Raw genomic sequence first — 13,991 nt, forward strand, 5'->3', positions numbered from 1 at the left:
GTCTCAGCCGTCGTTCTCGGAGGTCAGCCGGTCCGGCGGAATGCCCTCGGCCGGCTCCCGGCGGAGATAGCCGCGCTCGGTCAACCAAGCGCGGAGGATGCGCCGGATCGCCTCGGAGCGCGCCGGCGGGTCGCCCGCGACGCGGTCCCCTCTACCCGCATCAACGTCACACGGATGCAGGTGGGTGGTCAGCCCCTTTTCGGATCACGTTCCGGGATGGCATCGGTTATGGCGGCGCCCCAAAGCCGGCAATAACTCATTGAAATATATAGAACTATGGCGGAGAGGATGGGATTCGAACCCACGAGGCGGGTTTAAGCCGCCTACTCCCTTAGCAGGGGAGCGCCTTCGACCACTCGGCCACCTCTCCGTGCCCTCCGCTTAATGGCTGGACCGGCGCTCCGCAAGGGTTTTTGCCACGGCGTCCACGGGCACGTGGAGGCCGTTTCGAGCCGTAGAGGGCGGCGCCGAGGGCGCGGAGGGGACCGGCCCGGCTCGATCGGGGCGGCAGAGGCCGTGCCGCCCACACCGGTACGCGACCATCCTCGGCCGCCCGGGCCGCGCGGCCGCGACCGTCGGGCGACCGGGAGGGTCTCACGGGTGTCAGGCGCGGTCGCGCGAAAGACCCTTCGCGGCGAGGGCGGCGAGATAGGCCGGCCACAGCGTCGCGTGGTCGCGGCCGAGGCGGGCGAGATAGGACCAGGTGAAGAGGCCGGTGTCGTGGCCGTCCGAAAAGGTGATCCGCACGGCGTAATTGCCGACCGGGTCGACCGCCCGGATGGTGACCTCGCGCTTTCCCGGCACGGTGCGCTTTTCCGAGGGATTGTGCCCTTGCACCTCGGCCGAGGGGCTCTCGACGCGCAGATACTCCGCGGCGAGCGCGTGCGCGCTGCCGTCCTCGAACCGGACGGTGAGCGTCCTGCGGTCGGCCGAGACGCGCAGCTCGGTCGGCCACGGCTCGGGGCCGGCGAGCGGCGCGTGCTTCGGCAGGGCGCCGGCCGTGCCGGGGCGGGGAGGGCTCTCGGGGCGTGTCACGGCGGAATCTCCCTGTCGAATGCGCCTTCGGTCTTTGAGAGGGCGCCGCGATCGATTAGATAGAAGCGATCCGTCCCGCTGGAAAGGTCGATCGCCATGCTCGACGCCCTGCCCGATCCGAACGGCGCCGCTCCGGCGCTTGTCGACCCGTTCGGGCGGTCGATCACCTATCTGCGTGTCTCGGTCACCGACCGCTGTGATTTCCGCTGCGTCTACTGCATGGCGGAAGACATGACCTTCCTGCCGAAGCGCGACCTCCTCTCGCTCGAGGAGCTCGACCGGCTGTGCTCCGCCTTCGTCGCGCGCGGCGTGCGCAAGCTGCGGCTGACCGGCGGCGAGCCGCTCGTCCGGCGCAACGTCATGAGTCTGATCCGCTCGCTCGGCCGCCACATCGAGAGCGGTGCGCTCGAGGAGCTGACGCTGACGACCAACGGCTCGCAGCTCGCCCGCTTCGCGCCGGAGCTCGCGGCGGCGGGCGTGCGCCGGATCAATGTGTCGGTCGACACGCTCGATCCGGACAAGTTCCGCGCCATCACCCGCTGGGGCGAGCTGCCGCGCGTGCTCGCCGGCATCGACGCGGCGCTCGCGGCCGGCATCCACGTCAAGCTCAACGCCGTGGCGCTGAAGGGCGTCAACGAGGACGAGTTCGACGCGATGATCCGTTTCGCGCACGGCCGCGGCATGGACCTGACGCTGATCGAGACCATGCCGCTCGGCGAGATCGAGGGCGACCGCACCGAACAATATCTGCCGCTCTCGGCGGTGCGCGCCGATCTCGCCCGCCGCTTCACGCTCGAGGAGAGCAGCCACCGCACCGGGGGGCCGGCCCGCTATGTCCGCGTCGCCGAGACCGGCGGCCGGCTCGGCTTCATCACGCCGCTCACCCATAATTTCTGCGAGAGCTGCAACCGGGTCCGCGTCACCTGCACGGGCACCCTCTATATGTGCCTCGGCCAGGAGGATGCGGCCGATCTGCGGGCGCCGCTGCGCGCCTCCGAGGGCGACGAGGCGCTCCACGCCGCGATCGAGCGGGCGATCGCCCGCAAGCCCAAGGGCCATGATTTCATCATCGACCGGACGCACAACCGGCCGGCGGTGTCCCGCCACATGAGCGTCACCGGCGGCTGAGGCGGTTGCTTCGCGCCGGCCCGCCGGGCAGAGTGCGCGCCGCTCCGGTGTGATGCCGGCGCCCGGCCTTCGCGGCGGCCGCGCCCGCCGCACTTTCTCGATCCCGATGTCCCGATCCTCCGACAATCTGCGCGGCATCGCCATGATGATGCTGTGCAACCTCCTGTTCCTCGTCAACGACGCACTGATCAAGCTCGTCAGCGCGACGCTGCCGACCGGCCAGATCATCGTGATGCGCGGCAGCATCGCGCTCGTCGTGATCGCCGGCGTCGTGGTGGCGACCGGCGCGCATCGCCAGATCGGCCTCCTGTTCGACCGGCTCGTCGCCTGGCGGACGCTCGGCGAGATCGGCGCGACGCTTCTCTATCTCGTCGCCCTCTTCAAGATGCCGCTCGCCAATGTCACGGCGATCAACCAGGTCGTGCCCTTGATGACGACCGCCGCCGCGGCGCTGTTCCTGGGCGAGGCGGTCGGCTGGCGCCGCTGGACGGCGATCGGCATCGGCTTCGTCGGCGTGATGGTCATCATCCGGCCGGGCGCCGCGGGCTTCGACGCCTATGCGCTGCTCGCGCTCGCCTCCATGCTCTTCATAACGGTGCGCGATCTCGTCACGCGCGGCCTTTCGCCGGCGGTGCCAACCGTGCTCGTCGTCGCCGCGGCTTCGGTGGGGGTGCTCCTTTCGGGGGCGACGCTCGCCGTCGCCGAGGACTGGGTGGTCCCGGGTCCGCACGAACTGGCGCTCCTCTTCGTCGCCTCGCTGCTCCTTCTCGGCGGCTACGCGACGGTGATCATCGCGATGCGGGTCGGCGAGATGGCGGTCGTCGCGCCCTTCCGTTACGTCGTGATTCTCTACGCGATCGTGGTCGGCTATCTGGTCTTCGGCGACGTGCCGGACCTGCCGACCCTCGCCGGCTCGGCGATCGTCGTCGCGACCGGCATCTACACCGTCCATCGCGAGCGTCGGCGGGCGCGTTCCGGGTGAGGGCGCGCGGTGCCGGCCGGCCTGTCGAGAGCGCGGAGGATGACGCCATGATCGAACTCGGACCGACGCGAAAGATCGTCTGGCTCGCCTCCTATCCGCGCTCGGGCAACACCTGGGTGCGGATCTTCCTGCACAATCTGCTCGACCTGATGCGGGGCGAGGACAAGGGCGGCGCCGACATCAACGACCTGCGCCGCTATTCGGCCTGGGAGGCGAGCCAGACCTTTTTCGGCGGCTTTCTTCCCGACGGCGTCAACGACTGGGTCGCCGTGACGCGCGCGCGGCCGCGCGTCCATGCGGACGTCTCGCGCCGCTCGCCGCGGCCGGTCATCCTGAAGACCCATCTCGCGGTGATGACGCTGCAGGGCCATTCGACGATCAATCTCGCCGCCACCGCGGGGGCGATCTACATCGTTCGCAATCCGCTCGACGTCGCCGTTTCGCTCGCCGCCCATATCGGCCGGCCGATCGATGCGACGATCGATTTCATGAATGATCCGAAGGCCGTGCTCGGCGCCCATCCGCGCGAGGAGCACCGCGTGTTCGAGCCGATGGGCACCTGGAGCGACAATGTCGCGAGCTGGACCGAGGGCGAGGCGCCGATCCGTCTGACGCTGCGCTACGAGGACCTGCTCGATGATCCGATCGCCGGCTTCGGCGCGATCGTCCGCCACATGAAGATCGGCGCGAGCGCGGCGCAGATCGAGAGGGCGGTCGGCTATTCCGCCCTGCCGGGCCTGCAGGCGCAGGAGCGGGCGAAGGGCTTCGTTCACGGCAGCCCCGCCGCCTCGTCGGCCTTCTTCCGCTCCGGCCGCAAGGAGGCCTGGCGCGAGGCGCTCGATGCGCGGACCGTCGACCGGATCGTCGGCGCGCACGAAAGGACGATGAGGCGCTTCGGCTATCTGCCCGGCTGAGCCTCTTCGAAGACGATTCGCGGCGCCGGCTTCGGCCGGGCGCCGGAGAGCGCGGCGAGCACATTCTTCGCGATCGCCCGGTAGGCGGCGGCGTGCGGGCCGTCCGGATCGGTCGCGACCACCGGGCGGCCGGCATCGGAGGTCTCGCGAATCGCCATTTCGAGCGGCACCTCGCCGAGAAAGGCGAGGCCGAGCCGCTCCGCCTCCTCGCGCGCCCCGCCATGGCCGAAGATGTCGTAGCGGCGGCCGGTATCCGGGGCGATGAAATAGCTCATGTTCTCGACGATGCCGAGCACCGGCACGTCCACCCGGCGGAACATGGCGAGGGCGCGGCGCGCGTCGATCAGCGACAGGTCCTGCGGCGTCGAGACGACGACGGCGCCGGCGAGCGGCACCTGCTGCGCCATGGTGAGCTGCGCGTCGCCGGTACCGGGCGGCATGTCGACGACGAGGATATCGAGCGGCGCCCAATCGACCTCGCGCAGCATCTGGGTCAGCGCCGACATCACCATCGGGCCGCGCCAGATCATCGCCGTGTTCTCCTCGACGAGGAAGCCGATCGACATCGCCTTGAGGCCATGGGCCCGCATCGGGATCATGATTCGCCCGTCGGTCGTCTCCGGCCTGCCGGAGAGGCCGAGCAGGCGCGGCACGGAGGGGCCGTAGACGTCGGCATCGAGCAGGCCGACGGAGAGGCCCTCCGCCTGCAAGGCGAGCGCGAGATTCGCCGCCGTGGTCGACTTGCCGACGCCGCCCTTGCCGGAGGCGACCGCGATGATCCGGCCGACGCCCGGAATGCCCGGCCGCGGCGCGCCGGCGGCCGGCCGCTCGGCCGGCTGGGCCGGGGCGGCGCGGGGCGGGGCGGGGCGCACCGCGGGCGAGGCGGCGGGCGGCGTGGGCCGCGCCGGCGGCACCTCGCCCATCGGATTGCCGCGCCGCTCGGCGGTCAGCACGACGAGCGCCCCGGTGACGCCCTCGACCGACTTCACCGCGTCCTCGACGCTTCTTCGGAACGCCTCGAGCGCATGGGCGCGTGCCGCATCGACGGTGAGCGAAAACATCACCCGGCCGTCGCGCACGATGACGTCCGAGACCATGCCGAGCGAGACGATGTCCGACCGCCCGTCCGGCCCGGCGACCGAGCGGAGGCGGGCGAGAATGGTTTCGGGGCTCGGCTGCGGCATGGCGATTCTCGTCGTTCGGGCGGTGGATCGGCGGGCGAGAGCGAGGGGCCGGCGAAACCGGCTTGCGGTCGCTCTCCTGTTTCGGCGAGGAGTGTCATACCGAAACACGGCTTCTCGAAGGAGCAAAGGCCCTTGACCGTCAAGCCCCGCGGCATCGTCTGGCTCGCATCCTATCCGCGCTCCGGCAACACCTGGACGCGCATCTTCCTCCACAATCTCTTCGAACTGCTGCAGGGCCGCGACAATGGGCCGGCGAGCATCGACGATCTCGAGCGCTATTCGACCTGGGAATGCTACGCGAAGCACTATCGAAAGGTCATGGGGCCGTTCGGGGCGGCGGGCGATTTCCGCGCGGTCGCGGCGGCCCGGCCGCGCGTGCAGGCGATGCTCGCCGCGCGGACCCGCGGCCTCGCCTTCGTGAAGACGCATCTGCCGATCGCCCGCATCTACGACCTGCCGACCATCAACGCGACCGCGACGGCCGGCGCCATCTATCTGGTGCGCAATCCGCTCGACGTCGCGATCTCGCTCGCCTCGCACACAGGGGTCTCGATCGACAATGCGATCGGCAAGATGGCGAAGATGGACTTCTCTCTGCACAACCAGACCGAGGCGCTCTCCGACACCGGCGCGGTGCACGAAATCCTGGGTTCCTGGAGCAACAATGTCGAGAGCTGGACGCGTGAGCGTCCGCCCGAGCTTCTCGTGCTGCGGTACGAGGATCTCAGGGAGCGCCCCGCCGAGAGCTTCGGCGCGATGGCGCGGCATGTCGGCCTGCTGCCGCCGTCGGAAATGCTCGACAAGGCGATCGCCTATTCCGGATTCGACCGGCTGAGCACGCAGGAACGGGAGCAGGGCTTCCGCTATCGCGCCGCCAAGGCCGACGACCGGTTCTTCCGGGTCGGGCGGTCGGGCCAATGGCGGGAGAAGCTCACCGCCGCGCAGGTCGAGCGGATCGTCGCGGCGCACGGGCCGCTGATGCGGACCTTCGGCTATCTCGAAGGTCTGTGAGCGGCCGCCGCCGATCGTGGCGCGAGCGGGGCGATGCGAGGGCCGCTTCCTGTTGCATTTCTGTCATAGCGCGGAAGGGGGGATCGTCTATTCTGACATGGACGGAATCACTGAGGTGGTTCCTCTCGGTTCGCCGGAGTCATGCCGATGGGGGATGACGGACGGCGGGCGGATCGAACCGGGGACAGGAACAGACTTCGCAGGCGCGGTGAATGAGGGGGCCTATGGGGGGCCGTTTCACCGGGCTGAAGAAAGACGAGCCTTTCTCCTGACTCACACCCTCTGGAGATCAGGAACATGAACATCAAGACCCTTCTCCTCGGCTCTGCGGCGGCCCTGATGGTCGCCGGCGGCGCCCAGGCTGCGGATCTCACGGTCGCCGAGCCGGTCGACTACGTGAAGGTCTGCGACGCGTTCGGCGCGGGCTACTGGTATGCCCCGGGCACCGACACCTGCATCAAGATCGGCGGCTTCGTTCGCTTCAGCGTGAACTTCGGTGACGATGTCGATTCGAACATCGGCAACGACTATCAGTTCCGTACCCGCTCCTCGCTGCAGGTCACCGCTTCGTCGATGACCGAATACGGTCCGCTGACGGCGTTCATCGACTACCGCGCCGACTCGTACGGTTCGCAGGATGGCTCGACCTATCTCGACAGCGGCTGGGTCCAGCTCGGTCCGATCCAGGCCGGTAAGTTCACCTCCGCCTTCGATTTCGGCGGCGGCTACACGGATGATGGCGGCTTCCGCTCGGACGAGACCACCGACCACGTCGCGCTCACCTATGCGATGAACGGCTTCGGCATCATCCTGTCGGTCGAAGACCCGCAGGATCGCACCGAGGAGAACACGGTCGTCTCGCTGCCGTTTCCGCCGTATTCGTTCGTGAACATGTCGGGTTCGGAAGAGGACTTCCCGGATCTGGTCGCCGCTCTGACCTATTCGTCCGGCATCTTCAGTGGCAAGCTCTCCGCCGCCTACACCGATGGCGCCTATGACGGTGATCAGGGCTGGGCCGTTCAGGCCGGTCTTGAGATCGCGATGGACAGCTTCTCGGCGGGCGACAAGTTCAAGATCCTCGCTGCCTATGCGGATGGTGCTCCGTCCTTCACCGGTGCGGTGAACACCGGCGTTGTCGGCGGCAACTGGTCGGGTGAGAGCTGGAACGTTCTGGCGTCCTACATCCACTTCTGGGCTCCGAACCTGAACTCCTCGATCACCGGTTCGTATGTCGAGTATGACAGCGCGGTCGCTGATGCGTTCGACGTCGAAGCCTGGAAGGTGGCGTTCGACACGGCCTACAAGCCGGTCAACAACCTGACCCTGCTCGGCGAGGTCGGCTATCAGGAGATCAACCAGGACGCGGCCGGCGATACGGACGGCTTCTTCGGCCTGATCCGCATCCAGCGCGACTTCCCGTAATCCGGGATCTCTCGGTTGCAAGGAACCCGGCGGAGCGATCCGCCGGGTTTTTTCGTTTGTGCGCCGGCTTGGTGGCCTTCCCCTTACGCCCGCGTCGCATCGCTCCGCTCTGTTGCATTTCTGTCATAGCGCCGTGAGCGGCTGTGGCTATTATGTCCTCACGGAATCGCGATCGTGCTTCCGGTTCGTTTGCCGGGCTACCCAGGGGTGGGGGCCATCTCAGGTGGACGGAACGAAACGGGGATGGGGACGGACTTCAGCTTAGCCCTCCGGACAGGGGCGGTTCACGAAAGTGAGCCGGTTCGGAAAGGGCGGGGGAAGAAAGAACCTTTCTCCTGGCTCAACCTTCTGGAGGTCAGGATATGAACTTCAAGACCCTTCTGCTCGGCTCCGCTGCGGCCCTGATGGCTGCCGGTGGCGCTCACGCTGCCGATCTCACCGTCGCCGAGCCGGTCGACTATGTGAAGGTCTGCGATGCCTTTGGCGCCGGCTACTGGTACGCCCCGGGCACCGACACCTGCATCAAGATCGGCGGCTTCGTCCGCTTCGATGTTAACTTCGGGGAAGATATCGATTCCGATCTCCCGAATGACTATCAGTTCCGCACCCGCTCGTCGCTGCAGGTGACCGCCTCGTCGATGACCGAATACGGCCCGCTGACGGCGTTCATGGACTATCGCGCCGACTCGAACAACTCGCAAGACGGCTCGGCCTATCTCGACAGCGGCTGGCTGCAGATCGGCATGGTTCAGGCCGGCAAGTTCACCTCCGCCTATGATTTCGGCGGCGGCTACACGGATGACGGCGGCTACCGTTCGGACGAGACCACCGACCACATCGCCCTGACCTACGCGCTGAACGGCTTCGGCATCATCCTGTCGGTCGAAGACCCGCAGGACCGCACCGAAGAAGGTCCGGGCTCTCCCGCGTCTGATTCGGAAGATTTCCCGGATCTCATCGCGGCGCTGACCTACTCGCAGGGCATCTTCTCGGGCAAGCTGTCGGGTGCCTTCACCGATGGCGCCGAGGATGATGGGCAGGGCTTCGCGGTTCAGGCCGGCTTCGAGCTCGCGCTCGACAGCTTCTCGGCGGGCGACAAGTTCAAGTTCGTCGCGGGTTATGCGGATAGTGCGCCGTCGTTTGTGGGCGCCGTCAATGTGGGTCCGGCGCTGGGCTTTGGTGCTGCCGCGGTCAATGGGCATGATACGGGTGACGGCTGGAACGTCCTCGGTTCGTTCGTCCACTACTGGCAGCCGAACCTGAACTCGTCGATCACGGCGTCCTACGTCGAGTGGAACGGTGACGGTGCGAACGCCGATGTCGAGGCTTGGAAGATTGCCTTCGACACGGCCTACAAGCCGGTCACCAACCTCACCCTGCTGGGCGAAGTGGGTTATGGCGAGGCGGACTTCAGCACCGTCGGCGCCGACAAGGACTCCTTCTTCGGCCTGGTCCGCATCCAGCGCGACTTCCCGTAATCCGAGACCTCTCGGTTACAAAGAACCCGGCGGAGCGATCCGCCGGGTTTTTTCGTTTCGGAATGCGGCAAACCGCGCATCGCTCGCGCTCGGCCATGCCACCGAATTGCCGCGATCCGGCGCCACCCGTTGACCGGAGACCGTGTGAGAGCAGCCTTCGCCTTGAGTGGCGGAGGGCTGTGCAATCGTGCGTTTCCGCCGGTTTCCAGGGTTCGCGGGCCGCGCGCAGTCAGGAAGCGATACAATACGTCTTCCTTACGAAAGGCCGCGGTGTGGCCGCGCCGCTACAGCTATTTATCCAGCTTCTCTTATTATCAGTCTTGGGAACGAGATGAGTGCTCGTCCCGCTCGTTTGCTTGCCGCTCTGGGCTATGGGGGCCGAGAGGCGTGAGGGCGACAGGGTGAACGCGAAATGGGGAGAGGGGGGCCGCCGTTCGAGGCGTGCCGATGGTTCTCGCACCGCAGTGTGCGGGGCCGCCGGGCCGACCGAGGGCAGACGGAACCTTTCTTCTGGCGCAACCCTCAGGAGAAACTGGACATGAATTTCAAGACGCTTCTGCTCGGCTCCGCGGCGGCCCTGATGGCCGCGGGCGGCGCACATGCCGCCGATCTCACCGTTGCCGAGCCCGTCGACTATGTGAAGGTCTGCGACGCCTTCGGCGCCGGCTACTGGTATGCCCCGGGCACCGACACCTGCATCAAGATCGGCGGCTGGGTCCGCTTCGGCGTCAAGTTCGGTGACGATGTCGATTCGAACAGCGGCAACGACTATCAGTTCCGCACCCGTTCGTCGCTGCAGGTGACCGCCTCCTCGATGACCGAGTACGGCCCGCTGACGGCCTTCATGGACTACCGCATCGAGTCCTACGGCTCGAACACGGCCGACAGCGACAGCGCCTATCTCGACAGCGGCTGGGTCCAGCTCGGCCCGGTCCAGGCCGGCAAGTTCACCTCCACCTTCGATTTCGGTGGCGGCTATGACGATGACGGCGGCATCCGCTCGGACGAGACCACCGACCACATCGCGCTCACCTATGCGCTCAACGGCTTCGGCATCATCCTGTCGGTCGAAGACCCGCAGGACCGCACCGAGGAGAACGCCTCGCTCACGCTCACCGGCGAGGAAGAGGACTTCCCCGATCTCGTCGCGGCCCTGACCTATTCGCAGGGTCCGATCTCGGCGAAGATCGCCGGCGCGGTGACGTCGAGCGGCTATAATGGCGACGAGGGCTATGCCGTCATCGCCGGTGTCGAACTCGGTCTCGACCAGCTGGCGGCGGGCGACAAGTTCAAGGCCTCGGTCGCCTATTCCGATACCGCGCCGTCCTTCATCGGCGCGACCAATGTCGGCGCCGCCGGCAACGGCAACGGCAATGGCTGGAACGTGCTCGCCTCCTTCGTCCACTACTGGCAGCCGAACCTCGATTCGGCGATCACCGGATCCTATGTCGATTATAGCGACGACGATCGGGGCGATTCGCTCGAGGCGTGGCGCGTGACCTTCGACACCGCCTACAAGCCGGTGAACAACCTCACCCTGCTCGGCGAAGTCGGTTACGAGAAGGTCGAGTTCGACAGCCCGTCCAGCGACGACAAGGACGGCTTCTTCGGCCTCGCGCGTATTCAGCGCGACTTCCCGTAAGCGGCGCAATCGCGACTTCGGGGCCCGGCGGAGCGCTCCGCCGGGCCTTTCTTCGTGTTAGGATCGGCCATGGAATGGACCGATCAGGGCGTCGTGCTCGGCACGCGGCGGCAGGGCGAGGGGCACCTCGTCCTCGATCTGTTGACCGCGCGGCACGGCCGCCATCTCGGGCTGGTGCGGGGCGGTCGGTCGCGCCGGCTCGCGGCAGCCCTGCAGCCGGGCAATTCGCTGCGCGCGACCTGGCGGGCCCGGCTCGACGAGCAGCTCGGCCATTTCCAGGTCGAGCCGGTGACCGAGCGGGCGGCGCGGCTGATCGCCGAACCGTCCGCGCTCTTCGCGCTGCAGGCCCTCGCGACGCTCGCGCGCCTGCTCCCGGAGCGCGATCCTCATCCCGAGATCCATGCCGCGTTCGAGGCGGTGCTCGACGTGCTCGCGGGAATCGCGCGCGATTCGGCGGGCATGGCCGCGCCCCCGTCCGCCGGCGGCAACAGCTTCCTCGGCGCGCCGGCGACGGCTCTCCTCGTCGCCCGCATGGAACTCGGCCTTCTCGAGGCGCTCGGCTTCGGCCTCGATCTCTCCGCCTGTGCCCTGTCGGGCGCGCGGGACGATCTCGCCTTCGTCTCGCCGAAGAGCGGCCGGGCTGTCGCCGCCGGACCGGGTGCGCCTTATGCCGACCGGCTGCTCCGCCTGCCGCCGGCGCTGCTCGGCCGGCAGGACGGGGCGGATCCGAGCCCCGCGGACGGGCGCGACGCGCTGCGGCTCACCGGACATTTTCTCGACCGGCACGTCTTCCTCTCCCGCGGCCTCGCCGTGCCGGCGGCGCGGGTCCAACTCCTCGCCCTCGTCGAGCGGGCCGAGCGGTGAGCCGCGTGTCGCATCGCTTCCCTTGCCTCGGCCCGCGCGGCCGGCTACCCGATAGCCATGGCCAAGACGACGGACAAGACCACGAAGCCGGAAGGCGCCGGCATCGAGCCGATCAATCTGCGCGACGCGCTCGAGGAGCGCTATCTCGCCTATGCGCTGTCGACCATCATGCACCGGGCGCTGCCCGACGTGCGCGACGGGTTGAAGCCGGTGCACCGCCGGCTGCTGCACGCGATGCGCCAGCTCCGGCTCGATCCGGGCTCCGGATTCAAGAAGTCGGCCCGCGTGGTCGGCGATGTCATCGGCAAGTTCCACCCGCACGGCGACCAGTCGGTCTATGATGCGCTCGTGCGGCTCGCGCAGGACTTCGCGGTCCGCTATCCGCTCGTCGACGGGCAGGGCAATTTCGGCAATATCGACGGCGATAACCCGGCGGCGATGCGCTACACCGAGGCGCGGCTGACCGAGGTCGCGGCGCTCCTCCTCGACGGCATCGACGAGAATGCAGTCGATTTCCGCGACACCTATGACGGCGAGGACAAGGAGCCCGTCGTCCTGCCGGGCAATTTTCCGAACCTGCTCGCCAATGGCTCGTCGGGTATCGCCGTCGGCATGGCGACCTCGATCCCGCCGCACAACGCGGCCGAACTCTGCGACGCCGCACTTCTGCTGATCGAGAAGCCGGACGCCTCCGTCGAGGATCTGCTCGGCTATGTCGAGGGACCGGACTTTCCGACAGGCGGCATCATCGTCGAGAGTCGCGCGGCGATCGCCGAGGCTTACCGCACCGGCCGGGGCGGCTTCCGCGTCCGCGCCCGCTGGCATGTCGAGGACCAGGGCCGCGGCACCTGGGTCGTCGTCGTCACCGAGGTGCCCTATCAGGTGCAGAAGTCGCGCTTGATCGAGAAGGCGGCCGATCTGCTCGTCAACCGCAAGCTTCCGCTCGTCGGGGATCTCCGCGACGAATCGGCGGAGGATGTGCGCATCGTCATCGAGCCGCGCGCCCGCACGGTCGACGCGGCGCTGATGATGGAATCGCTCTTCAAGCTCACCGAGCTCGAAAGCCGCATCCCGCTCAACATGAACGTGCTCTCGAAGGGCGTCGTGCCGCGGGTGATGAGCCTGCCCGAGGTGCTGCGCGAGTGGCTCGACCACCGGCGCGAGGTGCTCGTCCGACGCTCCGAGTTCCGGCTCGCCCAGATCCGGCATCGGCTGGAAGTGCTCGAGGGCTATCTCGTCGCCTATCTCAATCTCGACGAGGTGATCCGCATCATCCGCGAGGAGGACGAGCCGAAGCCGGCCCTCATCGCCCGCTTCGGTCTCACCGACCTGCAGGCCGAATCGATCCTCAACATGCGGCTCCGTTCGCTGCGCAAGCTCGAGGAGATCGAGATCCGGGGCGAACATGCGGCGCTCACCGAGGAGCGCGGCGAGATCGAGGCGCTGCTCGGGTCGGCCGCGAAGCAGTGGAAGGCGGTCGCCTCGCAGATCGGCGAGGTGCGCAAGACCTTCGGGCCGGACACCCCGCTCGGCAAGCGCCGCACGAGCTTTGCCGAAGCGCCCGATCACGCCGACCGCGACATGCACCACGCGATGGTCGAGCGCGAGCCGATCACCGTCATCGTCTCGGAGAAGGGCTGGATCCGGGCGCTGAAGGGCCATGTGACCGATATGTCGGGCCTCGCCTTCAAGGCCGATGACGGGTTGAAGCTCGCGCTGCACGCCGAGACCACCGACAGGCTGATCGTCTTCTCGACCGGCGGCCGCTTCTATACGCTCGGCGCCGACAAGCTGCCCGGCGGCCGCGGCCATGGCGAGCCGCTGCGGCTGATGGTCGACATGGAGAGCGACCAGGACGTCGTCACGGCCTTCGTGCACAAGCCCGAGCGTATGCTGCTCGTCGCCTCGACGACGGGCCGCGGCTTCATCGTTCCCGAGAAGGAGGTCGTCGCCAACACCCGCAAGGGCAAGCAGGTGCTGGTGGTCGAACCGGGCGAGGAGGCAAAGCTCTGCGTGGAGGCGGTCGGCGACATGGTCGCGACGATCGGCGAGAACCGGAAGTTCCTCGTCTTCCCGGTGGAACAGATCCCGGAGATGACGCGCGGCAAGGGCGTGCGCCTGCAGCGCTTCAAGGATGGCGGGCTGTCCGATGTGCGCGTCTTCGCGAAGGCGACCGGGCTTTCCTGGATCGACAGTTCCGGCCGCAGCTTCGTGCGGACGGTTGAGGAACTGCGCGACTGGACGGGCGATCGCGGCCAGGCGGGTCGAATGCCACCGCCCGGCTTCCCGCGCAGCAATCTCTTCGGCGGACCGGCGATCGGCTGACACCCG

11 protein-coding genes and 1 tRNA gene are annotated in these 13,991 nt (G+C 67.9%); 9 read left to right on the plus strand and 3 right to left on the minus strand.

The annotated features are described in order from the left end of the window. Window positions 1-277 precede the first annotated feature (277 nt). Both GGQ63_RS18855 and GGQ63_RS18860 read right to left on the minus strand, forming a co-directional pair. Window positions 278-370 (minus strand) — tRNA-Ser (locus GGQ63_RS18855). 233 nt (window positions 371-603) lie between these two features. Further along, window positions 604-990 carry a gamma-butyrobetaine hydroxylase family protein gene (locus tag GGQ63_RS18860; RefSeq protein WP_183858308.1) on the minus strand — a complete coding sequence of 129 codons (387 nt, stop codon included), beginning with the start codon at window positions 988-990 and terminating at the stop codon, window positions 604-606. A gap of 141 nt (window positions 991-1,131) precedes the next feature. Here GGQ63_RS18860 and moaA point away from each other — a divergent pair, with 141 nt between their 5' ends. From moaA to GGQ63_RS18875, 3 genes are all read left to right on the plus strand, one after another. Then, the gene (gene moaA, locus GGQ63_RS18865) at window positions 1,132-2,163 is read left to right on the plus strand and encodes a GTP 3',8-cyclase MoaA (RefSeq protein WP_183858170.1); all 1,032 of its coding nucleotides are present in this window, start codon (window positions 1,132-1,134) and stop codon (window positions 2,161-2,163) included. A gap of 106 nt (window positions 2,164-2,269) precedes the next feature. Continuing rightward, a complete protein-coding gene (locus tag GGQ63_RS18870; protein WP_183858171.1) occupies window positions 2,270-3,145 on the plus strand; it encodes a DMT family transporter in 876 nt (291 codons plus the stop codon). A gap of 47 nt (window positions 3,146-3,192) precedes the next feature. Next, window positions 3,193-4,059, plus strand: a complete 867-nt coding sequence (locus GGQ63_RS18875; RefSeq protein ID WP_183858172.1) for a sulfotransferase domain-containing protein — start codon at window positions 3,193-3,195, stop codon at window positions 4,057-4,059. On the opposite strand, the gene GGQ63_RS18880 is transcribed toward GGQ63_RS18875, so the two are convergent. Further along, window positions 4,044-5,243: an Mrp/NBP35 family ATP-binding protein gene (locus GGQ63_RS18880; protein WP_183858173.1), complete on the minus strand. Its 1,200-nt coding sequence runs from the start codon at window positions 5,241-5,243 to the stop codon at window positions 4,044-4,046. The two genes, GGQ63_RS18875 and GGQ63_RS18880, sit on opposite strands and share 16 nt — an antisense overlap. Window positions 5,244-5,375: 132 nt before the next feature. On the opposite strand from GGQ63_RS18880, the gene GGQ63_RS18885 reads away from it, so the two are divergent. The 6 genes from GGQ63_RS18885 to parC all read left to right on the plus strand — a co-directional run bounded on the left by GGQ63_RS18885 (window position 5,376) and on the right by parC (window position 13,985). Further along, complete coding sequence (locus GGQ63_RS18885) at window positions 5,376-6,254, plus strand: sulfotransferase domain-containing protein (protein ID WP_183858174.1); 879 nt, start codon at window positions 5,376-5,378, stop codon at window positions 6,252-6,254. A 297-nt stretch (window positions 6,255-6,551) separates the two neighbouring features. Next, complete coding sequence (locus GGQ63_RS18890; protein ID WP_183858175.1) at window positions 6,552-7,676, plus strand: porin; 1,125 nt, start codon at window positions 6,552-6,554, stop codon at window positions 7,674-7,676. Between the two features lie 362 nt (window positions 7,677-8,038). After that, window positions 8,039-9,154, plus strand: coding sequence for a porin (locus GGQ63_RS18895; RefSeq protein WP_183858176.1), 1,116 nt, complete (start codon window positions 8,039-8,041; stop codon window positions 9,152-9,154). Window positions 9,155-9,692: 538 nt separating this feature from the next. After that, on the plus strand, window positions 9,693-10,796 hold the full coding sequence (locus GGQ63_RS18900; protein WP_183858177.1) for a porin: 1,104 nt from the start codon (window positions 9,693-9,695) through the stop codon (window positions 10,794-10,796). 69 nt (window positions 10,797-10,865) lie between these two features. After that, entirely contained in the window at window positions 10,866-11,660 is a 795-nt protein-coding gene (gene recO, locus GGQ63_RS18905; protein WP_183858178.1) for a DNA repair protein RecO, read from the plus strand. Between the two features lie 57 nt (window positions 11,661-11,717). Then, window positions 11,718-13,985 (plus strand): DNA topoisomerase IV subunit A, encoded by a 2,268-nt coding sequence (parC, locus tag GGQ63_RS18910; RefSeq protein ID WP_183858179.1) that lies wholly within the window; start codon window positions 11,718-11,720, stop codon window positions 13,983-13,985. Window positions 13,986-13,991 lie beyond the last annotated feature (6 nt).

The organism is Prosthecomicrobium pneumaticum (genome assembly GCF_014199915.1).
GTDB classification, from domain to species: domain Bacteria; phylum Pseudomonadota; class Alphaproteobacteria; order Rhizobiales; family Kaistiaceae; genus Prosthecomicrobium; species Prosthecomicrobium pneumaticum.

Excerpts from the sequence above, each read along its gene's own strand:
- moaA (WP_183858170.1), top strand. The coding sequence starts at position 1,132 with ATGCTCGACGCCCTGCCCGATCCGAACGGCGCCGCTCCGGCGCTTGTC.
- GGQ63_RS18870 (WP_183858171.1), top strand. The coding sequence starts at position 2,270 with ATGTCCCGATCCTCCGACAATCTGCGCGGCATCGCCATGATGATGCTG.
- GGQ63_RS18875 (WP_183858172.1), top strand. The coding sequence starts at position 3,193 with ATGATCGAACTCGGACCGACGCGAAAGATCGTCTGGCTCGCCTCCTAT.
- GGQ63_RS18880 (WP_183858173.1), bottom strand. The coding sequence starts at position 5,243 with ATGCCGCAGCCGAGCCCCGAAACCATTCTCGCCCGCCTCCGCTCGGTC.
- GGQ63_RS18890 (WP_183858175.1), top strand. The coding sequence starts at position 6,552 with ATGAACATCAAGACCCTTCTCCTCGGCTCTGCGGCGGCCCTGATGGTC.
- GGQ63_RS18895 (WP_183858176.1), top strand. The coding sequence starts at position 8,039 with ATGAACTTCAAGACCCTTCTGCTCGGCTCCGCTGCGGCCCTGATGGCT.
- GGQ63_RS18900 (WP_183858177.1), top strand. The coding sequence starts at position 9,693 with ATGAATTTCAAGACGCTTCTGCTCGGCTCCGCGGCGGCCCTGATGGCC.
- recO (WP_183858178.1), top strand. The coding sequence starts at position 10,866 with ATGGAATGGACCGATCAGGGCGTCGTGCTCGGCACGCGGCGGCAGGGC.
- parC (WP_183858179.1), top strand. The coding sequence starts at position 11,718 with ATGGCCAAGACGACGGACAAGACCACGAAGCCGGAAGGCGCCGGCATC.